Origin of the sequence: Roseivirga sp. 4D4, from assembly GCF_001747095.1 — a bacterium.
Lineage (GTDB): Bacteria > Bacteroidota > Bacteroidia > Cytophagales > Cyclobacteriaceae > Roseivirga.
Genome location: NZ_MDGP01000001.1, coordinates 724,938 through 751,757, shown reverse-complemented (window position 1 = coordinate 751,757; position 26,820 = coordinate 724,938). Strand labels below are relative to the sequence as shown.

Here is a 26,820-nt window from a genome sequence, read left to right as displayed (position 1 = left end):
GCGGAAGACATGTCAAGGATTAAATAGACAAGAATGAAAACAATCGGAATGATAGGTGGAATGAGTTGGGAGTCTTCCAAAATGTACTACCAATATGCCAACGAATATGTCAAATATCGATTAGGAGGATCACATTCCTGTAAATGTGTAATGGTCTCGGTGGACTTTGCCGAAATCGAGCAATACACTTTTGCTGGACAGTGGGATAAGATAGGACAAATGATGGCAGACTGTACTCAACAGCTAGAAGCTGCTGGAGCTGATATCATTCTGTTATGTACCAATACCATCCACTTGGTCAGCGACTATATCGAAAAAAGTACGGACCTACCTTTTCTTCATATTGCTGAAGCCACCGGTCAAGCAATCAAGGCCAAAGCGCTCCATAAAGTGGGTTTAATTGGCACCAAATTCACAATGGAAAAGGATTTTTACACCTCCATTCTATCGGAACGCTTTGGCCTGGAAGTGATCATCCCTTTAGAAGGCGATCGGCAAGCCATACATGACATCATCTACAATGAACTTGTAAAAGGTCAGTTTACCGATGCCTCTAAGTCGAAATGCATTAGCATTATGGAGCAGCTGGCCTCTGAAGGAGCGCAAGGTATCATTATGGGTTGTACAGAATTGCCCATTCTAGTACCAGATGGTGATGTTCCAATGGCTACGATTGATACCACAAAGGTCCACACCCAACATGCGCTAGACTGGGCAATGGGCTAATTATTCTTCTTTGATTACATCCACTGGATTCATAAAGGCCACCTTTACAACCTGAAAACCCATAATGGCTAGCGACAAGAAAACGATAGTCAACAGAATCAGGCCTAATTCCAAAAAACTTGGGAATGATCTGTAGGCGAAACTTTTTAGCCATTGGTTAGAGACAAATTGGTTCACCGGAATAGCAATTACTTGTGCGATAATTATCAAAACAAGAATCTGTTTGTAAAAAAGAAAGGTCACACTGCCCACACTTGCACCAAGGACTTTCCTCAGACCAATTTCGGATTGCCGCTTGTTGATCGCAAAACTGAGTAAACCGATGAACCCTAAGACCGATATGATGATGGTCAGCCCTGATAAATAAGCCATTGATTTTACCAGTCTTTTTTCACCACTGTACTGTCTATCCAATTCAATATCCAGGTAATCATGCCTTATAGGTAGTTTTGGGTCAAATTCACTAATAGTAGCTTCAATCTGTTCAACTGACATGCGATGATCACCCTGAGAAAGCCTTACTAACAGTTGGTTTCCAAATTGCCTATTGTAAAAGATCACGATCGGCTCAACTGCTGTATGTAAAGAACCAACATTGAAATCTTTAAATACACCAATGGCTGTCATATGTCGGGGGTTTCCGTTCTCATCATTGGAGAAATACATTTTCTTACCAATTGGATCGTCCCAACCAAACTTGGTCTTTGCCGCTTCATTGATCATAAAGTTCCAATCAGCGTCTTGCCTAGATCCTGAGATAAACGATCGCCCTTCCAAAACTTCTAAACCCATCGTAGTGCCAAAATCATCATCTACTTGCATGTATTGACTGCCCACCGCGATGAACTCACCATCATCTTCAACATTCACTATGGTATGGTTTAGGTCGATCCCTGGCCTATTAGATGCAAATGAAGCATTGACAACGCCAGCAACAGTTTTCACCCGATCCTTAATCAAACTGCTATTGGCACTCAGCGTAGAATCTTCTAATTGAAAAACCACCACATTGTCCTTTTCGAAACCCAAATCCATTTTAGTGACAAAGTCTAATTGATGTCTGACCACAAAAGTGAACAGGATCACGATGGTAGAAATGCCAAATTGAAGCACCACAAGCCCTTGCTGAAGTCTACTGCTCTCTCTGGTGCTTTTAGACCTTCCTTTCAAGCCTTCCACTAATCGAATACCCGAAAGAATAACCGAAGGATAAATACTTACAAGTAGACCCAAAGCGACTGTTACTGTTACAAAGATTGATAAATGATTGAATGAAAATGGTGACACATCTACGCCCGATATCATCAGAAATTGACCACAAATGACCTTCACAATCAATAGTGAAACAGTCAAAGCTAAAACGATGAACAACAGGGTTTCTACCAGAAACTGTCCAGAAACGTTGAATCGCGAGGCTCCGATAACTTTTCTGACAGAGATCTCTTTCTTCCTTAGAGAATTTCTAGCCAGTGATAGATTTAAATAATTCACCAAAGCGATAATTACAAGGAATACACCGATCGCTAATAAGACATATACGCTAGTTAAATCTCCATTGGGATTGACCTCCCAAGTCAAATCAGATTTAAGATGGATATCCTCTATATTTTGAACTACCAGATCTGCTGTAGCATTCATTAGAGCAAAATTTGAAGCCATGTGCTTCTCAAAAAACTCAGGGAATTTGTCTAACATACCTTGAGCCTGATACGCTTCCTGAAGTTTTACATAGGTATAAACATGAGCTCCAAACCACCGACTGTTGAGCTCAGCATCGTAGTATCCGTTCCAGGAAATCAATACATCATATGGCAAATGCGTATTGCTGGGAACATCCTCAAAGACTCCCGTCACTTCAAAATACTTTTCTCGCTCAGCCAGCTGAATGCGTTTGCCCAAAGGGCTCTCGCTACCAAAAAGATTTTGAGCAAAAGACTCAGACAGGGCGACTGTATTTGGTCGATTAAGTACCGTCTTCATGTTGCCCTCTAGCAGCTTTCTATCAAATACCTGAAAGAAAGTAGAGTCGACTACGTAAGCATCTTCGGACTTTACAAAACCTTCCCTATACTTGAAATTACCTTTATGATTGTCTAAACCGTTGACACCAGCGACACGAGTGAAGCTCAATACTTCGGGGTACTCTTCCGCTAGTGTCGGACCGACCGGGCGCCCGATATTGCAGTAGGTATCTTCTTTTCCACCTACATTATAGTGAACCCCCAATCGCTTAATGACATCCTTGTTCTGATAGAAACTCTCGAAAGAGAACTCGTAATTGACCAATAACAAAACTAAGAAGCTAAACGCCAGACCGACCGAAAGGCCGAAGAGATTGATTCCGGTATAAAACCTGTCTTTCCAGAGGTTTCTAGCCCCGACTTTTACATAATTTCTAATCATTCCTATGTTGTTGTTTGAGTAAATGTCCTTTGCAAATCCAATGATCCCGGGTCGGAATAGTAGTATCACATCTATCAAGAACTTCCAATTGGCGAAGAATCGACCTTTTTGATTCACGCGTTCTTGATAGAGCTCTATTAAGTCTCCTTCCACATATAACTGAAGCTCTTTGCTGCAGAACCAGCGAAAGAATTTCATGACTAGCCAGGGTGGCCTTAGCTCATTGGGTATTTTGCTCATTAAAAAGCAATCTTTAAATCGAATGATACATCCGGAATATCATTCCACATGGCGTTTCTGGTATCTCTGGACAGTTCAAGTGCCTTTTTGCCTTCAGCGGTAATCGAAAAGTACTTCTTGGGACGACCAGCTCGCTCCGCGGTCCCCTCGCCTTCTCTTGATTTCAAAAAGCCTTTTTCCTCTAGTCTTTTCAATGCGGATTGCAAAGCACCCACGCTGACATTTCTAGATAGCCTGGCTTCAATCTCCTTTTTGATTGATACACCATAGGCTTCTTCATATAAGATGCCCACAGCCAACATGACCACTTCCTCGAATTCGCCCAGTTGTGTTCTTTTCATGATAATATTTTCCTAATTGCAGTATTTACAAAGCAAGGGGATTAAATAATAATTTCCTAATTGTAGTAATATTTATTTGAAGTGGTGCAATGTTCTGTTTTGAAACAGTGATATGCAATTCTGAATTCTTTTGAGCAATTTGAAGGAAGAAATTGTTAACCATGATCAGTGCCTTAAGAAGAGTCCGCAAAAGCCTTTTATCAAAAAACAGCTTCCTGAAGTACCTCTTATATTTGACAGGGGAAATCGTCTTAGTGATTGTCGGTATCCTGATCGCTCTTAATATCAACAATCGCAATGAGGAGAATAACAATGAGAAGAAAGTTGTTTCCACTCTCCTTCAGATACAGCAAGAGCTAGAAATTGATATCGACAAGGCAACTGAGCTAATTGAATATTATCGAGTCAAGGACTCACTGATATCTCTGGTACTGGCCAATAAATTGACACTGGAAGATTACAAAACACCTGGTAATGGTCTTTTTTCTGTCGTGACTAATGTGGTTGATTTAATAACTACCAATAATGGCTATAATAGCCTAATGCGAAATATTGACAATATACCAGCACGCTTTGAACCCTTAATAGCTGGACTAAATAAGGTTTATATTGATGACAAAACACAAGTAGACTATTATAACAGGAGCATTTCAGATGTAGCCAATAAGGTATTGGAAAAGTGGTCTGAGGATTACGAATGGTACTCAGAATTATTTACTGGTTTTACCAGCGATAAGGTTTATGACTACTTCTTGAACAGTCCATTTTACAAGAACGAGGTGGTGACTTACAACGTAATTTCTATGCAAAATCACCTTCCTTTTATTAAACAATACAGGACAGATGCTATAAAAAGTTATTTAGGAATTGCAGCCCTAGTTGATCCAACTAAACCGATAGAGAAGCGATTTATTATCCCAAGATATCTCTATCAAAATCTACCAGGCACCTATAGAATTCAAGATAACATTGAATTGGAAATCAGCTTTGACGAAGGTCATCTGATGTTATACAGAGATGGTCAGCCTCCTCGCGAATTGTTCCCGCTTTCTCCCACAAAGTTCTACGCTATCAATGCCAGACCTATCTTCAATTTCCACAAAGACGCAGATGGCAAGATCATCAACTTTACGATTTACAACAATAACGACCTACTGACTGCGAAGAAGATCAAATAAAAAAGGTGCTACCCATGGCAGCACCTTTTCATTCTTAGTCTTTCGAAGTTTATCTTTTAATCTGCATGGCCATGCCGTTTGACATGACTAAGTGCTCGATAAAGAATTCCATCATACGGTCAGTAGAAACAGCAGTATGTCCCCTATCCGGACCAACCTGCACTTCAAAGCTCTTACCAGCATCTTGTAATGCTTTGATCAACTGAAGTGAGTTAGATGGATGCACATTATTGTCCGCAGTACCGTAATACACCATGATTTCCCCCTTAAGGTTCTTAGCGTAGTTCATTAGGTTAAAGGCATCATAGCCTGCCTTGTTGTTCTCCAGCGTATTCATATACCGCTCGGTGTAGATGTTATCATAATTGATCCAGTCTGTCACAGCTGAGTTGGCTACAGCCGCATGGTATACATCAGGGAATCTCAACAGACTCATTGCAGCAGTAGTACCACCATAAGAAGTACCATATACGCCTACTCTATCCTTATCGAAATAAGGACGATCGTAAAGCGACTTAATACCTTCTGCAAAGTCATCTTGCTCAACGATACCTAGGTTTCCATACAACTGATCCAATAAACGCTTACCTCTACCACGAACATTTCTTCCATCGATATCAACGATCAGGAAGCCGTATTCAGTTAATGGGTTGGGGAAAGTAAAGGTCTCTCTGAACTCGTTGGTTGCAGGTCCACCATAGTTAGCGAGGATCAAAGGGTATTTCTTATTTGGATCGAAGTTAGACGGGAAGTGAATCAAACCGTGTAATTCTGTTACACCATCGGCCGAAGTAAATGTAAAAGCTTCGACAGTCTTCAGGCCAAGTTCTTCCCATTTAGATATATCACTTTCCACCAGTACTGCTACTTCTTTGCCCTTAGCCGTCATCAACCTAGTAGAAGGTGGTATATTGTGCGTTTGAACGATATCAATAAAGTGCTTGCCATCAGGAGCGATATTCACACTATGGTGTAACGAAGGGTCAGTCATACGGGTATCTTTCGTACCATCCAGCTTCACTCGGTGTAGCTGCATTTTCATGTGATTATCTCCACTTCTGGCCATGTAATACATGTATCCAGCCTTCTCATCTACTCTGACAATGTTGTTCACTTCAAACTCATGCTGTGTTAGTGGTGTGATCAACGTACCATCAAAGTTGTACAGGTAGTAATTGTTGAAACCTGTTCTCTCTGACGCCCAAATGAAACGTTCACCATCTTCTAATACCCTCATTTCAGGAGTATTCTTCGTAAAGCTTGGCAACCACTCTTCACGAACCACAGTTCTGGACTTGCCGGTATTAGGATCAGCAGCTCTGTACTCCATGATGTCTTGCTTTCGGTTGGTAGTGTGGTACAAAAACTCCTTACTATCAGGCGTCCAAGCCATTCCGTACAAGTATGTTCCTAAAGGACCATCAGCAAAGGGTTTACCATCTCTAGCCTCAACCTCTGTGATTTTCTTCGTCTCAAGGTCATACACCATTAGGTCTACCGGAAGATTAGGTTCGCCTACTTTCGGGTAAGACATTACTTCGAGTGAATCATAAAGTGCCAATTGATCTAACAATACATAGTATCGCTTAGCTCCCTGCTCGTTAAATTTATAGAAAGCCACTTTTTTACTATCTGGTGACCACCACATGGCTGTTGTCTGACGAAGCTCTTCTCCATAAACCCAAGTAGCAATACCATACTTTACCAGATTATCCATATTGCCATCTGTGGTGATGGCGATTTCACCACTGCCGTCAGGGTTGCTGATGTACATGTTTCGATCACGGGTGAAGGCCTTCAATTTACCATCTGGGGAATCCGCAGAAGCATATTGACGACCACGTGCAGGTCTGTTAAACCTTCTTCTTGGTGGTGGTGGAGGTGGATCGCCCATATCCGTCAATTTCTTTTTGCGAACATCATAAGACCACAGCTTTCCGTCTTTGATATACTCAAAGGTCTTACTGTCCTCGGCCCAATTAGCCGATAGTGTCCCTGGTTTTACAGATCTTCTGATCTGAGGCGCCACTGAGCGATACTGCTCGTATCCCGGCATGTTTTTCAACTTATCCTGTGCCTGACTTTGAAAGCCTGCAAGGGTAAATACTATGGCCAACACGAAGGTCAGCGTATACTTAATTTTCATAGGTTTTACTTTATGGAATACCATTTCTATTCTTCGAAGCCTAATACTACTACTTTCATGCCTAAAAAAGTAGTGCTAATTGTTCGGATGGTTTTTGGAGTAGTGCGTAGTGCGTATTGCGTATTGCGTATTGCGTATTGCGTATTGCGTATTGCGTATTGCGTATAAAGAATGAACGCGAAGTCCACAAAGAGGGGTTGGATGATTCTTTCTGTCGTACCCAGCCTTTGCGGCAGGCAGGCTCCCTCAGAATGATGTTAGGCTATTAACTCGTCACTCACAACTCGAGGCTTAAGGCTTGCAACTTGAAGCTTCGAGTTGCAACCACTAGGCAATACTTTTTATTGAGCCAATGCCTGTAAGGCGCTCTCCTTAAACTTTCGAGTGATATTTAGGGCCAGATCATCAAACATGACTTTCTCACGAGTAAAAGAGGTTACATGATGTTTATTAACTAAAAAAGAGCGGTGAATTCTCACAAAGTCTTCAGAAAGCGCGGATTCAAGGCTAGTTATAGTTGCTTTGGTCACAATGACCTCTCCCTCCTTCAAATGGATCTTTACATAGTCGCTTAGGCTTTCGACATACCGAACAGACGGCTCATCGATGCGTACCTGCTTACGTTGGCTCACCACAACAAAAGCCCTTTCCTCTTCCTTTCTTTGATCCAATATCAGTCCTTCATTCGTTTTCTTTTGTTTAACGAAATGTTGAAAGAGTACACTGAAGCCATGAATAAACACTATAGCATAAAGCAGCAAGGCCATATTGACGATATCTGCTACCTCTGGACTCAAAGAACTGAATTGATAATCGGCAATAAGCACCAATGACAAAACAACTACCCAGGTCTCAAGGTAAACTGAGATGATCAACAGGTAGAAAGCATACAATCCAAAGACCCTATAATTCTGCTTCAGTAAATACTTGGGGACCAAAACGTAATTAAAGTAGAGTGACGTGCCCAGAATCACCGGAAAAAGCATACCGCTGAAATACAAGCTCTCCTCTATGCCAAAAGTGGATTGAGCATATTTAATGACAAGTAATACAAATACTGCCAACCACATCAACACGAGTCTGATCGTTTTCATGAGGCGATTTTTCTCAATTCTTCTTATCATGTCAATGAATTTTGAATAAAGTCGATGACGGACAGATTTAGAAGGGGATTTGACATTGATTGGAACACTTCCCTAAAGCTAGTTTTACCTCAATAATTTTGTAGACAAATGGTGAAATTATTTATGCTTGGTGAGCCTCTCTATATGAGTATCTTGACCGTTCTATTGTTACTTATCCTCTTTCTGAGTGGCTATACGCTCCATAGAATATCCTTTGGGTTTCAGCGCATCTCCAATCGCGAAAGTAGAATAGCACTGATCAAGGGGCTTGGTCTGTTCAGTATCATTTTTGGTATGTTCACACAGTTCTTAGGCCTATATGGAGCCCTGGAAACTATTGAAATCTGGGGTGAAGTTGAATCAAACATACTATTTCAAGGCATCCGAATTTCCTTTATTCCCATGGGCTATGGTGTCATCATTTTTCTATTAAGCAAGGGGCTTACAAGTAAATCGCTCCATACAACTCAAGTGCTCTCCTAGAGCGCTCAATTCATCTTTTCACTCAAAATTCAATTCATATGCAACTGATCGAATCGGTTCTAGTACTCTTGGTACTGGTACAACTCATTTTCCTCTTTATTAACAAAAAAGAGAAGCAATCACTGGCTTTCGTTGGCCTGGGGCTACTTGCCTTTCACTTCATACTGGGTGAAGGCCGTTGGCAAATGTCCTTCCTCTATCTCATTGAAGTCATTTTGATCGGTATTTACCTCAAGCGCACCAAATCCTCTCGATGGATGCGTGTAATAGGTTGCTTCTTTGCTGTGATCCTGACTGTCGCCTCCGCTATCTTGGCATATGCCCTGCCAGTATTTTCTCTACCCTCACCCACTGGATCATTCAATGTAGGTCTTGAAAAACTGTACATACCGGTGAATTCTAGAGAAGAAACCATCACTGAAAATCCATCCGACAAAAGGGAACTGATGGTCAATGTATGGTATCCCACAAAGGACCCAACTGAAGTCAACTCTCCCTATTTGCCTCAAGTGGAAAGGGTCGGTTTTGCCACAAAATACGGACTTCCACCAGCTGCATTGAATTATCTGAATAAGGTAGAAACCCATCATCAACGGGATGCTCAACCTGCCGATGGCCAATTTCCTGTATTGATATTTTCACCAGGCTATTATACGCCTGCTTCAGGCTATTTGAGTATCATAGAAGACCTTGTGAGCCATGGTTTTATCATTTTTAACATTATCCATCCGCACGAAACCATGGGTATTGAATATCCTGACGGAAGAAATGTCTTCTTTGACATGGCCTTCAACGAAGCCAATAGCTGGGGCTGGAATGATGATGTTTCCAGTGCGGTAAACACGCTGCAAAGCTCCAATGACAACAATGAAAAGCGCAAGGCCACTGCACAAATGGCAAAAACCTATGGCAAGGATATCGTTAAGCGCTGGGCGGCCGATATGGGAAGTGTCATCGACCGGCTTACACAGCTAAATTCAGACCCTTCTTTCAGGCTTCAAGGGAAGCTAGATTTAGATCGATTGGCTACTTATGGGCATTCTGTTGGAGGCTCGGCAGCGATAGAAGCGGCCATCTTTGATGAAAGAATCAAGGCAGCGGTCAACCTTGATGGAGCACAATGGGGAAGCCTAATTGACACTGTGCTTAATAAACCTGCTGCCTTGATAAGCTCAAGCGCCACTTATGGCCAACCTGATGTCAATCAATACATATTTGAAAAATCACTAGGCAAAAACTTCCAGAACTTGGTCCTTCGTAATTCTGGGCATAGCAATTTCAGCGATATTCCATTTATGATAAGGGTGCCACAGCTCAACGAGGCAGGAAGTATCAGCCCGACAATTGCTGCTCAAAACACCACCGCGTTCCTTAATGCCTTTTTCAAAAAATATCTTCTTGACGAAACGATCGACCTAGACGATTGGGTTGATTCTAATCCATATTTAATGCACCGGGAATAATTTAAGAGTATTCAGTCAATCCACTGATAGCGCACTTATCAGTAGATAGTAAAAGAAGTTGTCCCCTATTTCAAACAAGTAGACTCTTAATTGCATGATTACTAAAGAACTGCTTAATTAAGCCCATGAGTGTAATAATTAAAAATATTACAGCGGAGGACACCTGGTCCCTACGCCACCAAGTCATGTGGCCGAATGAGGATATCGACTATGTGAAGTTACCTGAGGACGAATCAGGCATTCATTATGGCCTATTTATAAATGACGAACTCACGGCTGTGGTTTCGCTTTTCATAAACGATCGAGAGGCTCAATTCAGAAAACTGGCTACTGCAGTAGAGGCTCAAGGAAAAGGTTATGGAACAATGCTACTAAAGCACCTTATGCAAGAGGTTCAAACCCTCGAAGTGAATCGCATTTGGTGCAATGCCAGAGCTGACAAGGCCTCTTTCTATCATAGGTTTGGACTAAAAGAAACTGCCCGAACTTTTATCAAGAAGGGGCAGTCTTATGTCGTGATGGAAAGGCCTATCTCACATTAGCAGGATCAACCCTAGTTGGTGTATCCTGACCCGAAATCATGCGAACTGCAGCCGCTGCGAGTGCGCGTATGGTATTCGTCATATGATCAAGGTCAATTGTGCTTACTTCGTCAGACGCTTGGTGATAGTAAGGATCTACATCAATCTGCGTAGTACTGATCGAGTGTGCTGGCACTCCTAAACGAGCGAGTGTAGCATTATCTGATCTATAGAATAGGTTTTGTATTGGGTATGGATCGGCATAGAATTTATATTCAGTTCCTTCCACAGCTTTTTGTAATAGCTCTCCAAAATTCGACTTATCAAAACCTGTAATCCAGGCTGAGTTGGTGCCTTCTTTAGCAGCAGTCCCAATCATTTCGATATTGAACATAGCCACAATTTCATCTGGGTTTAGCTTTTGAGAAAAGTACCTAGAGCCAAAGCCTCCACTCTCTTCAGCAGTAAAGGCTACAAACATGATGGTACGTTCCGGCTTCTTTCCTGTGTCTTTAAAATACTTAGCCAGTGTCATCACTGCAGTAGTGCCTGACGCATCGTCATTAGCGCCATTGTAGATTTTATCTTCACCATCTCCGCGAATACCCAGGTGATCGTAGTGAGCGCTGAACAGGACAATTTCGTTAGGCCTATTACCCGTAATCTGACCTGCCACATTATTCAGCCTTTTGGTCTCAAGTGTATTCTTTACTTCAACCTTCAATGATTTGACCTCACTGACATCGGTCAAAACCATTACCATACCATTAGCTTCATCTAACTCCATAACGCTACTTGGTCTGGAGAAAAAACCTCTGAATCGTCTGAATAAACTACCATGTGCATTATTCACTAGCATAAGCGTTTTGCCTTTCATATTACGCGCTTGCCCAAACTTTGCCTGCATGTTGTCACCCTCACCGACCACAATGATATTGGTGCTAGCTACGTCATCAATGGTCATAGACTCAGAATTGATCATTCCAATTACATTCTCCCCCTTTATTGATTCACCATTGATACTCACGGATGTACTTTCATTAGTCAAAGAGTACATATTGAACTCTTGTCGATAACTATTCAAACCTTCGAGGTGCTCCAATCCAATTTTCTCAAATTCTGATTCAATAAACGCTGAAGCCTTTTCAATACCTGGTGTATAAATCATTCGACCTTCCATCTCATCGGAGGCCAGTGTGGTGATGATTCTGGTTACTTCGGCCTGATCAATAACTGCTTGTTTTTGACAGCTAGCTAATGTTGAATAGGATAAGGCGACTAGGCACAAAAGGAAACGAAAAGACTTCTTCATAGTATTACTGAACTGGTTTTTGATGAGCCGAATTTAGTACTATTTTCGCCAATCTATGAGCCATTCAAGTTCAAAGTCACTCAAAACACTGCGTCTACTAGCCATCTGGGAAGGTATTAGCTATTTGCTTCTCGTTGGCATCTGTATGCCTTTGAAGTATATCTTCAATATTCCAGAGCCCACATACCCTGTCGGATTGGCCCATGGCGTACTTTTCGTTGCCTATTGCATCTTTGTGCTGATCGTAACCTTAGAAAAGAAGTGGTCTTTTAAAACCATGATGCTTGCTGGAATCGCATCCCTTTTACCCTTCGGGACTTTTGTGGCTGATAAAAGGATGTTTATTAAGTATGTCTAAAGATCATACTTCTTTGCAACGTCCTCTTTGCTATAGTTTTCGTGGAGGTTCTGGTGAAAGTCATTGAGTTTTTTCAATAGCCCCGTAATCGTTGCTAACTCCTGACTCGTTAGGTCACCTACTAATAGGTTACTGAGTTTGAAGGCTTGTCCTTCGACTTGTTGTATAACATCCGCTCCACTTTCTGTCAGATATACCCTTTTGACTCTTCTATCCTTCTCATCCACCTCGTCTCGGATCAGACCTTTTTTCTGCATCCTCTTAATCGCCTCAAATACAGTGCTTTGTTCTCCGGTGCTTCTTCGAGCCAATTCTTTCTTAGTTGGGTTTGCCTCGTATTGCACTTGCTTCAAGATGCCGAAATCAATGAATCCGTTGATTGATAAATCTCTGAAAGTAAGCCTCTCCCATGCATCAGCAAAACCAATTACAGAACCGAGATAGTAACCAAAGGTGGCGTTAGTATCTTCCATAAATGGCTCCGAAAAATAGGTATTCGGTTTCTCAGGATTCTTTTGCTCCAGCCATTTACCAAATTCCCCAAAATTCTCTTGATTTCCCTCATCTATAAAGCGTTTCCAGTGCTCTAATAACTTGATCGCCTCCTCCATACCTTCAATTTATAACAAAATTGTAAAATTTTTTTAAACACTTCGAATCCAAGCTTGTTATTGATGTCGTAATTACTCCAAAAGCGAACTAAAACATGAAAAATAAATTACAATTTTGTTGTATTTTCTTCCTCATTCTGGGAAGCACCGTATTTGGATATCAATCCAAAGGGCAATTAACTGGTTACGTCAAGGATGCCAAAACAGGCGAATCCATTCCCGGAGCGACAGTTCGATTACTAGATACTCAATTAGGAACTAGTACAAACATTGAAGGTTTCTACACCATCGATAATATTCCTCCTCAAACTTATAGCGTTCAAGTTTCATTCGTTGGATACGAAACTGTAATCAAGTACGGTATCGTCATTCGGTCAGGTGGTATTCCTGATTTAAACTTCGAGCTCAAGGAGTCAGTCTCAGAACTGGATGAAGTAGTAGTGATCGCCAACCCTTTTGAGAAAATCGAAGAAACGCCTCTCTCTATCCAGAAATTATCTCGGGAAGAAATTGCCACCTATCCTGGAGGAAATAATGACATCGCTAAAGTGGTTCAGTCATTACCTGGTGTTTCCGGTTCCGTTGGAGGCTTTCGAAACGATGTGATTATCCGTGGTGGTGCACCTAATGAGAATGTCTATTATCTCGATGGCATTGAAATACCTAATATTAATCACTTTGCCACCCAAGGCAGTGCAGGAGGGCCTGTAGGTCTATTAAATGTCAGTTTCTTTGAAGGCGTTACGCTTTCCACCAGCGCCTTTGGTGCCCAATATGACAACGTACTTTCGGGTGTTCTTCAATTCGATCAGCGAAATGGCAACAATCGCGAAATGAAGACCAACATACGTGTAGGAAGTAGTGAAGCCGCTTTGACTTTAGAGTCTCCCCTATTCAAGGGCAATAGAGAGGAAAGCAATACCTCTTTTATCGCTTCTGTGAGAAGGTCATATCTGCAATTACTATTTGAATTAATCGGTCTTCCAATACTCCCTGACTATTGGGACTATCAATATAAGCTCACTCACAAGTTTGATAAGTACAATGAGTTGATCGTGACAGGTGTAGGTTCGATTGATGACTTTCGTGTCAACGAACTGGATGAATTTGACGCAGAGGAGCAAGCTACTCAAGACCAAGTACCTATCATCAAACAACAAACAAACACGATCGGGGTTAGCTGGAAAAATCGTTTCAAGAATGGATCAGGTTTTATGACTACTACGCTAAGTAACAACCGCTTAGAAAATGACTTTAGACAATTCACAGATAATATCAACCTGACAGGCTTATTTCTTCAGAACAAGTCTGTAGAGATGGAGACAAAACTGAGGTATAACTACACTAAGTTTTTAAAAGACTGGACCATTAGCGGAGGCCTGAGCCTTCAGCAAGTCAATTATGAAAACGAAACGATCGACCTGGTGAATAACTTTCAATACAACGCTGATTTAGATTTTCTCAGGTATGGACTCTTCGGTCAGGCAAATAGAACTTTTTACGATGAAAGGTTGAGTCTGTCTCTTGGCATCAGATTAGACGCCAATACTTTCACAGAAGATGGTAATAATCTACTTGAAACGTTCAGCCCAAGGATTTCAGGTTCTTATACCTTCGACAAGTTGAGAAAGTGGTCTTTGAATGCGTCACTGGGTAGATACTATAAAATCCCACCTTATACGATATTAGGTTTTACGGACAATTCCGGAGATCAAGTGAATCAAAACGCTCGATATATCCAAAGTGATCATGCTGTCTTAGGCTTGGAATATTTAGTCACTCCATCGGCACGCTTTACTCTCGAAGGTTTTTATAAAAGATATGACAATTACCCTGTGTCTATCACAGACAGAGTATCTCTTGCTAACCTTGGAGCCGACTTCTCTGTATTGGGGAATGAACCTATTGCCAGTGTAGGTTTAGGAAGAACTTACGGACTTGAGTTTCTTTATCAGAAAAAGTTCACAAACAATTACTACTTGATCGCTGCCTACACGCTATATAAAAGTGAGTATACGGCCTTTGACGAAGATGTTTACCTACCTAGTTCATGGGACAGCAGACATTTATTGACTTTGACCGGAGGCTACAAATTTGGAAATAACTGGGAAGTCAGCGGCAGAATGAGATATCTTGGCAGAACCCCTTTCGCCCCTGTTGATCAAGCGGCAACACTTGCCAACTATCCGGCCATCATTAGAGACTTTTCACAAATTGGCGACCAAAGGCTAAACACATTCAATCAAATCGATGTTAGGATTGACAAAAAATGGAACTTCACCAACTGGACGCTAAATGTGTTCTTCGAAGTGGAAAACATCTTGGGCTCCCAAATTCCTACAGAACCGGAGTTTGGTTTAGCTAGGGATATGGATGGCAATGAGCTATCTCCACGCAGCTTGGTAGAAATCATGGGTATAGATAACTCCAATGTTTTGCCTTCCATTGGTGTAGTAATCGACTTCTAATATGATGAAAGAAAAGAAAATACTAATTATTGGTGCAAGCTCTGGAATTGGAAAGAGTATTGCCCAGATGCTATCCGACCAAGGTGTTGAAGTTATTTCGGCCTCTCGAAACAATCCAAGTCTTGCTGGGGTCACGCATTATGACCTTGATATTACAGATCCATCTCCAGACCTTTCATTTATACCTGAAGTACTAGATGGACTGGTGTACTGCCCCGGAACGATCAACCTCAAACCCTTTCACCGGCTGTCGATTGAAGACTTTCAATCTGATTTGGATATCAATCTAATGGGTGCCATCAAAGTATTGCAGGGTGCCTTTAAGAGTTTGAAGAAGGCTGAGACAGCTTCTGTTGTGCTGTTCAGTACAGTTGCTGCCAAACTTGGTATGAACTTTCATTCTTCTATTGCCACTGCCAAGGGCGCCATTGAAGGTTTGGGTAAGTCACTAGCAGCAGAATGGAGTATGCATCAGATAAGAGTAAATATCTTATCCCCATCATTAACAGAGACTCCTCTGGCCGAGCGATTACTGGCGAATGAGGACAAGAAAGAGGCTTCAAACAAACGTCATCCTATAGGCAGATTTGGACAACCAGAAGACCTGGCTCACTCTGCGTTATTGCTCTTATCCGATCAGTCCAGCTGGATAACCGGTCAAGTCATCGGAATTGATGGTGGCGTAGGTAGTCTAAAGCCTTAGAAATAAAGAAACAACTCCCTTTCAATCAAGTAGTTAACCCAAGAAAACATGTCCAAGATATAATCTTAGACATGTTTTCATTTTTTAGGTGCTTCTTTTATCTTTGCGGGTCTTAAAAATTAACCGACTTTAAAATATGTCATATCTAATTTATGCAGTACCCGTTCTGGGTCTAATCGGCTTGCTCGTAATGATCGTGAAATCACGATGGGTGAACAACCAAGATGCAGGCGATCAAAAAATGCAAGACCTTGCCAACTACATCCGTGAAGGTGCCCTTGCATTCTTAAGCGCTGAGTACCGAGTGCTTTCAATTTTTGTAGTAGTAGCTGGAATTTTATTGGGAATTATCTCAACTGTAGTAGAAACTACACACTGGTTTATTGTTGTGGCATTTGTTATTGGTGCATTCTTCTCAGCGCTGGCTGGAAACATCGGTATGAGAATCGCAACAGCGGCTAACGTAAGAACTACTCAAGCGGCTAGAACTAGCCTTCCACAGGCTTTAAAAGTATCTTTTACTGGAGGAACAGTAATGGGACTAGGTGTTGCTGGCTTGGCAGTATTTGGTCTAAGTATCCTTTTCATCTTCTTGTTCCAATTCTTTATGAATGGTGAGTGGACAAGCACTGGTGATATGACTATAGTATTAGAAGCTCTTGCTGGCTTCTCTTTAGGTGCTGAATCTATTGCACTTTTCGCGAGAGTCGGTGGTGGTATTTATACCAAAGCTGCTGACGTTGGAGCTGACCTTGTAGGAAAAGTAGAGGCAGGAATTCCTGAAGATGACCCACGTAACCCTGCTACTATTGCTGATAACGTTGGGGACAATGTAGGTGACGTTGCAGGTATGGGTGCCGATTTGTTCGGTTCTTATGTGGCGACCGTATTGGCCTCAATGGTATTGGGTAACTATGTAATCCAGGACATGGGCGGAGCTATCACTGATGACTTTGGTGGTATTGGACCAATTCTATTACCGCTCGTTATTGCGGGTGCTGGTATCATCTTCTCTATCCTAGGAGCTATGGTGATTAGAATCAGCAACAATGACGCTAAAGAATCTGAAGTTCAAGCTGCTTTGAATAAAGGTAACTGGGGCTCAATTATATTGACTGCTATTGCATGCTGGTTCCTTATCGATATGATGTTGCCAGCAACGATGCAAATGAAATTATTTGGAGAAGGTATCGTTGAGATTACTTCTCTAAGAGTATTTGGAGCTGTTTTAGTTGGGCTCTTTGTAGGTGCAGCTATTTCTTACTTCACAGAGTTTTACACTGCTATTGGTAAGAAGCCAGTAATGAGCATTATTCAAAACTCATCAACTGGTGCAGCAACAAACATTATCGCTGGTCTGGCAACTGGTATGAAATCTACTTTCGCTCCTATTCTACTTTTTGCAGGTGCTATTTGGGGAGCTTATGAGCTAGCTGGTTTCTACGGTGTTGGTATTGCTGCTTCAGCTATGATGGCTACTACGGCAATGCAGTTAGCGATCGATGCCTTCGGCCCTATTGCTGATAATGCTGGTGGTATTGCAGAAATGAGTGAATTACCAGAAGAGGTAAGAGAAAGAACTGATATTCTTGATTCAGTAGGTAATACGACTGCTGCGATCGGTAAAGGATTTGCGATTGCTTCTGCAGCTTTGACAGCTCTTGCCCTATTTGCTGCTTATGTGACATTCACAGGTATAGATGGCATTAACATTTTCAAAGCAGACGTACTTGCTGCCTTATTTATCGGTGGTATGATTCCTGTTGTATTCTCTGCATTGGCGATGGAGTCAGTAGGTAAAGCAGCAATGGAAATGGTGAAAGAGGTAAGAAGACAGTTCAAAGAGATTCCAGGTATCATGGAAGGAACTGCTACTCCTGAGTACGGCAAGTGTGTTGATATCTCTACAAAAGCGGCCATTAGAGAAATGATGCTTCCTGGAGCCATCACGATCATCTTCCCTATCATTATCGGATTTGCAATGGGTGCTGAACCTCTTGGTGCTTATATGGCTGGTGTTGCTGTATCTGGTGTACTTTGGGCTATCTTCCAAAACAATGCCGGTGGTGCATGGGATAATGCTAAGAAGTCATTTGAAGCAGGTGTTGAAATTGATGGAGAAATGACTTATAAAGGATCAGAGGCGCATAAGGCAGCTGTAACTGGTGACACTGTTGGTGATCCATTCAAGGATACTTCAGGACCTTCAATGAACATCCTGATCAAGCTTACTTGTTTGATTGGTTTGGTGATCGCTCCTATCTTGGGAGAGATCGCAGGAACTGGTTCACATGCTGATGATCTTAAGGTGATCAATGATGATAATAAAGAACTTCACGTGGATGAAGTCGAAGAAATGATCACTGAGGTCAAATAGTGACCATTTAAATAAAGATAGTTTCAAAGGTCTCGATATTTCGAGACCTTTCTTTTTTCCCACATAAGGGGAGTTCATACGTTGAATTGTGTTGAATACGTAGGATTTGAAGATTGTTGAACGAAATATTCAGTTTTACAAAACTCGAACCTGCGAGATGCGTTAGCATTTTAGGTCAATTATTTAAACTCAATCAACATTATATGTTCTTTTCTTGGTCAAACTCGTTACACAAACAACACACTCTAAACAAATTACTTCAGACTAGCAGCGTAGTATTTCTCGGTACTTAAAGTATTGGCTTTATGAAGCGGTTGCTAGAAAAATTAAAAGCCGGAGACGAAAAGTCTCTGGACGAATTCGTGTATTTGAACCTTTCCAAGGTTTTCAATTTCTGTTATGCCCTGTTGAAATCTCGTGAGGAAGCAGAAGAGGTATGTCAAGATGTTTTTGTGAAGTTTTGGGACAATAGGGATAAGTTGGATTTAAACTTATCCGTAGATGGTCTACTCTTTAGAATAGCCAAGAACCTTACCCTCAATAAAATACGCGATAATCAAAAGTATAAAGGGTCACTTGAGCTTACCGATGCGCTGTTGGTGGGCAATAGCACTATGGAAGATGTCCTTTTTAAAGAAATGGAAGACACGCTTCACAAAGCCATTGAAGCACTTCCTCCAAGGCGCAGACTCATATTCGAACTCAGTCGTTTTCAGGGCCTTTCTAACCGAGAGATTAGTGAAAGGTTGAACATTTCAATCAATACGGTTGAGGGTCAGATCAGGAAGGCAATTAAGTCGATACACATCTATACAGATTCAATTTCTATATAGGTGAACAACATTTTTTAAGTGAGGAGTAACGGTAACCTCACTTTTCAGTGTATTTATTAATAGGTACCGTAATTTTTTAACTGTTTGGAAGATAAAAATCTGATATATCACTTTTTAAAAGAAGATTGCTCCCCGGAAGAGTTGGATCAACTGCATGAATGGTTAATCAGTGATCTCGATGAAGAAACTACCAATGAATTACTGAAATCATTATGGAAGAAGACACATGATGGCAATATTCATGAGATAGATGAATCCGAACTGACAGCCAGAATCCGAAAGGAGATCGCTGCTAACAATGGATTCGAACGAACGAAACCCACTAAAAAGAGAATTATCGTAAGAAACAGACGAAATAATTCGTGGGTGATCATTACGGCCATCTTATTATTGGTGATAACTGCCGGCTATTTTATTACAAGCAATAATCAGGCTGCTGACCCCACTCCTATTTTAGCGGAACAAATTGAAAAGAATACGCCAAGAGGCCACAGAAGTACCATCAACCTAAGAGATGGGTCGAAAGTTATTCTCAACTCAGAGACGAAAATCACCTATGATGAGAACTTCGGTATCGACAACCGAAGAATTCATTTAGAAGGTGAAGCATTCTTTGAAGTTGCCAGAGATGAAGACCTCCCTTTTGTTGTCATCTCCAAAAACCTGATCACAAGGGCGCTCGGCACTTCCTTCAATGTCAGAGACTATGGTGATGAAGACAGTGCTTCCATTGCGCTTGCTACAGGCAAGGTGAAAGTCAAAAGAAGCCAAAACCCTACGAATAAATTCAAGATATTCTTAAATCCCAATGAGCAGGTGGTCCTCAATAAAGCCTCTCAGAAATGGTCTAAAAGTACTTTTAGGCCTGAAAGAGTACTCTCTTGGAAAGACAATAGTCTAAACTTCAAAGAGATGTCACTCGCAAGAATCATCAAAACCTTGGAGCGATGGTATGATGTAAATATTGAAGTAAAAGGGCAAGGAATTGAAAAGCTGACCTATGAGGGAACGGGAAGCTTCGAGAAACAAAGCCTTGAAAATATACTCAACACCTTAGGTTATACCATGGGGTTTGAGAGTACAATAAACGAAAAACAAATTATGATTAAACTGACAAACTAAAGGAATGCCAATGAAGAAAAACTAGTCCCAAAAAATGCCAAGGCAGCCTATTGCAGTAGGACTACCTTGGACTTACTATCTATATGTTTAACTAAAAACACGAGCAAATATATGAAAAATATATACATGGCTTCGTTGCAGCGAGGCGTGACGTACTGTCTTTATGGGATAGTGCTTCAAGTTTTTTTGATATCATCACTAATGGCTAACCGTACTAGTGCTCAGAGCATTAGAGATTACAAGGTTAACTTAGAACTTCGAGAGGTCAGCATCACACAGGCCTTCCAAAACATCGAAGGCATCACACCTTTTAAGTTCTTCTACAAGAAGAAAGACATCAATCAAAAGGTAAAAATCAATCTACCACAAGGCGAATACACTGTGGCCGATATTCTTGAATCAATCTCGCGAAGTGCAGCACTGAACTTCAAGCAGATTAACAAGAATATATCAGTCGCTCAGGTACCAAACAGCGCCAGAGAAACTGACGAACGCGTGGTTGTAGTGGAGGAAAAAACACTCACCGGTCGAGTGGTTAGTGTAGAGGATAACCAACCACTGCCAACAGTAACGGTAAGAGTGAAAGGAACTACAATTGGCACTCAAACAGGTATGGATGGGCGTTTTAGCCTTACCGTGCCAGACAATGCAGAAGTGCTAGAGTTCCGTTTCTTGGGTTTCCAAACACAGGAAGTTCAAATAGGAAATCAAGCCGTTTTCAATATTGTTATGCAAATTGATGCGAAGCAACTTGACGATGTTGTTGTTACTGGTGTGGCTGCAGCTACGCCTAAAGAGAAGCTATCCTTTACCATTGCTTCTGTCGATTCAGAAGTATTGACTAAAGCACCTGCTGCTAACGCAGGAAATGCATTGGTAGGTAAAGTAGCGGGCCTTAGAATTTCACCAAGTAATGTTCCTGGTGCTGGTCCTGAGATACTATTAAGAGGTGCTACTAACCTAAGAACAGGTAATGGTCCATTAGTATTACTGGATGGTGCCATTCTGGAGGGAAGTTTATCGGATATCAGTGTGCAAGACATTGAGCGATATGAAATCTTGAAAGGTGCTTCTGCAGCTACTCTTTACGGTTCTCGTGCAGCCAACGGAGTAATTGCTATCTATACAAAATCAGGACAAGGCTTAGCCGTAGGCCAAACCAATGTCTTCTTCAGAAGTGAGGTAATTTCTGAGAACACTTACAAAGGTCGTCACCCTGAGAAAGCAAGGTTTCATAACAAGCAGACGGATGCTAACGGAGACATCATTACAGATAATGATGGTCTGGCTTTGGATAAAAATCCATCTATCAATGAAGTGCCTTTCTCTAGATACAGAGATCACTTAGAAGATTTCTTTTCTGGAAGCACATCATTTAGAAACTACATAAGACTCAGCAACAGAACTGCTGCTGGTAATGTGAGTGTATCATTTGAGCAGCAAAATGCTACTGGCGGTATTGACCTTCATGAAGGTAACAGACGTTACAACTTTGCTGTGGGTGTTGATCAGAACTTCTCCGATCGCTTTGACTTAAGCATTAGAGCCAGGTATATCTGGGATAGAGATGATCGCAGACCTAGAAATATTGGAAGTTTGATCTTCGCTTCTCCAGATGCTGATTGGTTTGCTCCTAATGAAGAAGATGGCAGTCCATTTAACTATGATGCCAACTCATTCATACTAGATTCATTCTTCAACCCATTCTATGTATTGAGTAATAACTTCAATGAGCGAGTGCGAAAGAGATTCATTAGTAGTGCTCAAGGTGATTTAAGCATCACAGATGACCTTAAATTCACTGGTATCTTTGGTTTTGATACACGCCAGGACAACTCTCAGGCCTTCCAAAACCCTGGTTATTTAGCTGTCGTAGGCGATCCTGGTCAAGGGGATATTGACAGAGGTTTTGCGGAGACTTTCTCAGTGAATGCTAGTGCAGCATTGACCTATGTGAAAGACTTTGGTGACTTCAATGTGAGATCTACCTTAAAGTACCAGTACGAGGATCGTCAGGATCAAGGGTTTACTATTGATGCTGACTTCTTAGGTGTAAGCAACTTCAACAACCTTGCCGCTACCAGGGCTGACACTAGTGGTCTTGGCTACCAGTTCTTCTCTGCTACAGATACCAGAGATATCCAGATAAGATCGGACAGTTATGCCTTTGCCGTAGGTGGTGATTACTTAGATAAGTATATCCTTGACTTTGTTGTGAGATATGATGGTTCATCTCTCTTTGGTGATCAAGAAAGATGGCAATGGTTCTCCAGAGCTTCTGCTGCCTATAGAATTACTGAGGATTTTGATATTCCAGGTTTTCAGGAGTTGAAAGTTTCTGGTTCACTAGGTACAGCCGGTGGTAGACCACTATTCAACGACCGATTTGAAATAGCCAATGTGAATGATGGATTGATTTCATTCCCTCAACAACTGGCTAACCCTAATCTGAAGCCGAATATCACAACAGAGACAGAGTTTACCTTGAGTGGTAACTTCTTGGATCGTTTTGACTTCTTGGCCTCCTACTCTAATCAGGAAAACAGAGATCAGGTACTCACTGTGCCGATATCTGTAGCTGCGACAGGTGGTAGGTCTACTCAAGTGCAGAACGCTGCGACATTATCAACCAATACTTTCGAATTCACATTGGGATACAACGCCATCAGAAAGCAAGACATGAACTTAAGGTTCGACTTGGTAGCTGACAGGACTGTTCAAACCATTACTGAATTTAATGCACCACAAGTATTGGCGGCAGGTGCAGGTATTTGGAGAGAAGGAAGTGAGCTTACTCAGATGTACGGAAGAAGATATGCTAAATCACTATCTGAATTAACCGTAGACGAGAATGGCATTGTCTTGAATGGTCAATTTGCCGGACTAGGAAACACTTCTACGCTAGATGATTATGAAATCAACGACTTAGGTTTTGTAATTCCTGCTGGTACTCAGTTCACCAATGACGAACGTGTAGTGCCTTTGGTTAATGAAGCTGGTGAGGAAGAGCAAGAGCTAGTGATTGGTAATGCACGTCCTGACCTAAACCTAGGACTTAGAACAGCCTTCAGATGGAAAAATGTAAACATCTACATGCTGTGGGAAGCTCAAATTGGTGGAGATGTCTATAATTCTGGACTACAGGCACTCGATAGAGACGGCTTGGGACCTGATTATGATCAGGCAGATCGTCCTGAGGGTCAAAGACACTGGACATCTTTCCGTCAATCTATCTACAATGGTCGAAGACTGAATGCTGAATATGTTGAAGATGCTTCGCATGTAAGACTTAGAGAGCTTTCTGTAAACTACGAGTTGGGTAATTCTACACTTGAGAAATTGGGAATGTCCAATGTCTTCAAAAGTGTTCAACTCAGCTTTATCGCAAACAACGTGCTGTTGCTTGCTAAGTACCGAGGATTTGACCCAACTGCGGGTGGAATCAATGCAAGGTTTGATGGCTATGCGTTCCCACTGATCAGAACTTTCTCAGGTTCTATCTCAATGAACTTTTAGTCGATTGAAAACATTAAACGAGACTTTTATGAAACTTAGAAGAAATATAAAATCAGTCTTAGCAGCGGTGCTCTTAATAGGGTTTGTGAGTTGCGAAGACTTAGAAGTTGAAAATTTAAATGCATTAGATATTAATGGTGTTTTATCTAATCCTGCTGAGTTCCCTGCCCTAGTGCAGGGGGCTTACGGGCAGTGGTGGAATCAAACACAGATATCTTATCCTAACATGTACTTGAGTGTTGCCGCACAGGTATTCTCATCTTCATGGACAAACTATGCCATGTTCGATGGTGGTAGAATACCACCAAGACCATTTGTTAACTCAAATACGGCATCAACGAGACTTGTTAACAGAAACCCATGGAGGGGAATTTATAACTCCATTGGTCCTGTAAACGATGTACTTAAAGTAATGAATGCCAACTTTGACGGCAAAGCAATTGATCCAGTTACGGGTGAAGACAATACCCCGATCGTTTTGGCGAATGCGAGAATGATGCAGGGACTTGCACTTGGCTGGGTATCTATCATCTTTGACAGAGGCTTTATTGTGAGCGAAGAATTGACCGATGAAGAACTTGGTTCTTTAGAGTTTTCGGGATACCGCGAATGTGCAGACGCTGCCAAAGCTAGATTCTTAGAGGCGGCTGCCATATTCGATGCAAACCCAGACATTACATTCAATGGCTTCAATGGTGTTACATTACCTGCTGATGAAGCAGCTAGATTTGCTCGTTCTTATGCGGCTAAAGTTGAAGTATTCTCTGCGAGAAACGCAGACCAGACAGTCAATGAAACTGATTGGAATGAAGTACTTCAATTGACTACCAATGGTCTAACAATTGACATCGCACCGAATGGTGATGGTGGTAACCAATGGTGGACAAGAGCACTGAGAAATGGACAGTTCGCAGGTTGGGTACGTGTATCTCAACGTCTGATTAACATGATGGAAGGTGGTACTGGAGGTAGAGACATTCAAAACCCTGCGGATACGGATCCTAATAATGCTACAGCTCCTTACCCATGGCAAGACAATGTGCTAAGCTACCCAGAGATTACGACTCCGAGAGATCAGAGAATTTTGACAGACTTTACTTACAACAGTAATGTTCCATTCAGATCTGATCGTGGGTTCTACATCTTCGGTAACTATAGCTACAGCCGTTACATCTACTTTGTCAATGACAACCTAGTTGGTCCTATGCCGCACTTTACGGTTACCGAGAACAATCTATTGAGAGCGGAAGCCCTTATTAGAACTGGGGGTAACAAAGCAGAGGCAGCGCAACTGATCAATGCCACCCGTGTAGATCGTGGCGGACTTCCTGCATTGACAGGAGCGGAAAGTGACGATGTTTTACTAAGAGAAGTAACATACGAGCGCTTAGTAGAACTTAGCTGGCATGCTTCGACAAACGGATATTTAGCCAGAAGAATTACAACGACAGAGGACTTAAAACTTCCTCCTGGTACACCATTAAGTATGCCGGTTCCTGCTTCTGAACTAGAGGCACTCGGAATACCGAATTACACATTTGGTGGTTTAGGCAACCCTGACGGGTCAGAATAAGAAATGAAGGATTGATGAGGGGTGTTATTCGAACATCCCTCATCAACAAATTAACCTGACGATGAGAGTTGAATTATGAACACTCCATTTTCAGAGAGGAGTTTTAACTGAAAAAATAGTGGCTAGATCAAATTAGTAAAGATGTAAGTCACAATGAAAAACTTCAGTGCCTTAAACGAACAACTACGCCTCGAAGAAATAAAGGAGATAAGTGCAATGCAGAAAAAGACAGTAAACAGTCCCTTTCTGCTAATAATGAAGCACTAAAGAAACATACTTCGCTTTCGTTTAGTCAGTATGTAATTTGTTTAGAGGGCTGGTTCTATACGAGAACCAGCTTTTTTATTCTTATAGGGTTCAATATAGAAAAATTAATTTTTCCTACCCCACATTAATAACAACTCATTGACAATTATACCTGACAATGCCGACATAATTTCTTTTCCGCCAGTTCGTCACCTAAACTTCTACAAAGAAAAAATCCCCGACTATGCAGCCAGGGATCCTTTCAATTATTGTCAGTCAATTTTATTAAAAAGCCCTACTTCCAAAGCTCCTTCCTCTTGGAGTTACAAAAGGGTTACTTCTGAATAACATATTTACCGAATTTTGGCCTATCTCAAGTACATTCGCTTGATCAATGCTTTTCAGTTTACCTCTAATTTCTACTCCCGTACCATCGTCATTCCTTACTTCCAAACGGTTTTCAAAAACATAAACCAAAGCACGCATTGGGTCCATTGTAATTTGATCTAAGTAGAAGATGGCTGCTCTTACAGGTCGACCGTCCGACCTTTCCATAATTACTATGTCCTGTATAAGGCCTTGAGATTTGTAAAAACTTCTGGTCCCTTGTGCCCCCGTACCTATAAAGCCTCCTCCTACTCGCTGAAAAGTCAAAGTATCACCTTCAATTCTAAAGAAGTTTACCAGCCCAGACTCAGGATAACTTCCGTGACGAACACCGTCATCTACAATAACTAAATCCTGTGCTTCCAGCCTTTGAACGAGCTGATCACTATTACTCCTGATCTTCTCTTCTTTAATTAGTCTTTTCGCCTCTGCCCGTTTTGCTCTTTTCGTTTTCTTGTCATTCACATCTGTGTCCATGCCAGCTGCCATAACTGTGGAAATACTCAACAGCACCAATATGACAAAACTGAATATCTTCTTACTTCTCCTCATATCCATTACTTTTAATTCAACATAATTCTCACATTGTAATCAACAACTATCATTCCAAACACTCGGATTTTCAAGCAATTAGATCCATTTATAAAAGAAAATTCGTTTCGAATACGAACTCCAACTTTTGGACGTTT

Annotated in this window: 21 protein-coding genes; 13 read left to right on the top strand and 8 right to left on the bottom strand. The window is 41.5% G+C overall.

What is annotated here, in order from left to right; all coding sequences use genetic code 11:
- Window positions 1-33 precede the first annotated feature (33 nt).
- Complete coding sequence (locus BFP97_RS03265) at window positions 34-726, top strand: aspartate/glutamate racemase family protein (protein WP_069841037.1); 693 nt, start codon at window positions 34-36, stop codon at window positions 724-726.
- Here BFP97_RS03265 and BFP97_RS03260 read toward each other — a convergent pair whose 3' ends face one another.
- Both BFP97_RS03260 and BFP97_RS03255 read right to left on the bottom strand, forming a co-directional pair.
- Window positions 727-3,369, bottom strand: a complete 2,643-nt coding sequence (locus BFP97_RS03260) for an ABC transporter permease (RefSeq protein ID WP_069841036.1) — start codon at window positions 3,367-3,369, stop codon at window positions 727-729.
- Entirely contained in the window at window positions 3,369-3,710 is a 342-nt protein-coding gene (locus tag BFP97_RS03255; RefSeq protein WP_069841035.1) for a PadR family transcriptional regulator, read from the bottom strand. The genes BFP97_RS03260 and BFP97_RS03255 overlap by 1 nt, the downstream gene beginning before the upstream one ends.
- Window positions 3,711-3,871: 161 nt before the next feature.
- On the opposite strand from BFP97_RS03255, the gene BFP97_RS03250 reads away from it, so the two are divergent.
- The gene (locus tag BFP97_RS03250; RefSeq protein WP_069841034.1) at window positions 3,872-4,888 is read left to right on the top strand and encodes a DUF6090 family protein; all 1,017 of its coding nucleotides are present in this window, start codon (window positions 3,872-3,874) and stop codon (window positions 4,886-4,888) included.
- A 49-nt stretch (window positions 4,889-4,937) separates the two neighbouring features.
- On the opposite strand, the gene BFP97_RS03245 is transcribed toward BFP97_RS03250, so the two are convergent.
- The 3 genes from BFP97_RS03245 to BFP97_RS03240 form a co-directional block, all read right to left on the bottom strand.
- Entirely contained in the window at window positions 4,938-7,034 is a 2,097-nt protein-coding gene (locus tag BFP97_RS03245; protein WP_255399327.1) for a S9 family peptidase, read from the bottom strand.
- Window positions 7,035-7,060: 26 nt separating this feature from the next.
- The gene (locus tag BFP97_RS20690; RefSeq protein WP_170827391.1) at window positions 7,061-7,222 is read right to left on the bottom strand and encodes a hypothetical protein; all 162 of its coding nucleotides are present in this window, start codon (window positions 7,220-7,222) and stop codon (window positions 7,061-7,063) included.
- A 153-nt stretch (window positions 7,223-7,375) separates the two neighbouring features.
- Complete coding sequence (locus BFP97_RS03240) at window positions 7,376-8,158, bottom strand: LytR/AlgR family response regulator transcription factor (protein ID WP_069841033.1); 783 nt, start codon at window positions 8,156-8,158, stop codon at window positions 7,376-7,378.
- A 108-nt stretch (window positions 8,159-8,266) separates the two neighbouring features.
- On the opposite strand from BFP97_RS03240, the gene BFP97_RS03235 reads away from it, so the two are divergent.
- The 3 genes from BFP97_RS03235 (at window position 8,267) to BFP97_RS03225 (ending at window position 10,646) form a co-directional block, all read left to right on the top strand.
- A complete protein-coding gene (locus tag BFP97_RS03235; RefSeq protein ID WP_069841032.1) occupies window positions 8,267-8,641 on the top strand; it encodes a hypothetical protein in 375 nt (124 codons plus the stop codon).
- Between the two features lie 38 nt (window positions 8,642-8,679).
- Entirely contained in the window at window positions 8,680-10,104 is a 1,425-nt protein-coding gene (locus BFP97_RS03230; RefSeq protein WP_069841031.1) for an alpha/beta hydrolase family protein, read from the top strand.
- A 125-nt stretch (window positions 10,105-10,229) separates the two neighbouring features.
- Window positions 10,230-10,646, top strand: coding sequence for a GNAT family N-acetyltransferase (locus BFP97_RS03225; RefSeq protein ID WP_069841030.1), 417 nt, complete (start codon window positions 10,230-10,232; stop codon window positions 10,644-10,646).
- Here BFP97_RS03225 and BFP97_RS03220 read toward each other — a convergent pair.
- Window positions 10,633-11,937, bottom strand: coding sequence for a M28 family metallopeptidase (locus BFP97_RS03220; protein ID WP_069841029.1), 1,305 nt, complete (start codon window positions 11,935-11,937; stop codon window positions 10,633-10,635). The genes BFP97_RS03225 and BFP97_RS03220 overlap by 14 nt on opposite strands.
- A gap of 55 nt (window positions 11,938-11,992) precedes the next feature.
- Here BFP97_RS03220 and BFP97_RS03215 point away from each other — a divergent pair, with 55 nt between their 5' ends.
- Window positions 11,993-12,295, top strand: a complete 303-nt coding sequence (locus BFP97_RS03215) for a DUF3817 domain-containing protein (protein WP_069841028.1) — start codon at window positions 11,993-11,995, stop codon at window positions 12,293-12,295.
- Here the strand turns inward: BFP97_RS03215 and BFP97_RS03210 are convergent.
- The gene (locus BFP97_RS03210; RefSeq protein ID WP_069841027.1) at window positions 12,292-12,906 is read right to left on the bottom strand and encodes a MarR family winged helix-turn-helix transcriptional regulator; all 615 of its coding nucleotides are present in this window, start codon (window positions 12,904-12,906) and stop codon (window positions 12,292-12,294) included. The two genes, BFP97_RS03215 and BFP97_RS03210, sit on opposite strands and share 4 nt — an antisense overlap.
- 95 nt (window positions 12,907-13,001) lie before the next feature.
- Here BFP97_RS03210 and BFP97_RS03205 point away from each other — a divergent pair, with 95 nt between their 5' ends.
- From BFP97_RS03205 to BFP97_RS03175, 7 genes are all read left to right on the top strand, one after another.
- On the top strand, window positions 13,002-15,374 hold the full coding sequence (locus BFP97_RS03205; protein ID WP_069841026.1) for a TonB-dependent receptor: 2,373 nt from the start codon (window positions 13,002-13,004) through the stop codon (window positions 15,372-15,374).
- Window position 15,375: 1 nt separating this feature from the next.
- The gene (locus tag BFP97_RS03200) at window positions 15,376-16,077 is read left to right on the top strand and encodes an SDR family oxidoreductase (protein WP_317039310.1); all 702 of its coding nucleotides are present in this window, start codon (window positions 15,376-15,378) and stop codon (window positions 16,075-16,077) included.
- A gap of 136 nt (window positions 16,078-16,213) precedes the next feature.
- Complete coding sequence (locus tag BFP97_RS03195) at window positions 16,214-18,454, top strand: sodium-translocating pyrophosphatase (protein ID WP_083262404.1); 2,241 nt, start codon at window positions 16,214-16,216, stop codon at window positions 18,452-18,454.
- 305 nt (window positions 18,455-18,759) lie between these two features.
- Complete coding sequence (locus BFP97_RS03190; RefSeq protein WP_069841025.1) at window positions 18,760-19,287, top strand: RNA polymerase sigma factor; 528 nt, start codon at window positions 18,760-18,762, stop codon at window positions 19,285-19,287.
- 84 nt (window positions 19,288-19,371) lie between these two features.
- Entirely contained in the window at window positions 19,372-20,409 is a 1,038-nt protein-coding gene (locus BFP97_RS03185; protein ID WP_069841024.1) for a FecR family protein, read from the top strand.
- Between the two features lie 201 nt (window positions 20,410-20,610).
- Window positions 20,611-23,925, top strand: a complete 3,315-nt coding sequence (locus BFP97_RS03180; RefSeq protein ID WP_069841023.1) for a SusC/RagA family TonB-linked outer membrane protein — start codon at window positions 20,611-20,613, stop codon at window positions 23,923-23,925.
- A gap of 28 nt (window positions 23,926-23,953) precedes the next feature.
- Entirely contained in the window at window positions 23,954-25,498 is a 1,545-nt protein-coding gene (locus BFP97_RS03175; protein ID WP_069841022.1) for a RagB/SusD family nutrient uptake outer membrane protein, read from the top strand.
- A gap of 531 nt (window positions 25,499-26,029) precedes the next feature.
- Here the strand turns inward: BFP97_RS03175 and BFP97_RS03170 are convergent.
- Entirely contained in the window at window positions 26,030-26,683 is a 654-nt protein-coding gene (locus BFP97_RS03170) for a molybdopterin-guanine dinucleotide biosynthesis protein MobB (RefSeq protein ID WP_139135166.1), read from the bottom strand.
- Window positions 26,684-26,820: the final 137 nt, after the last annotated feature.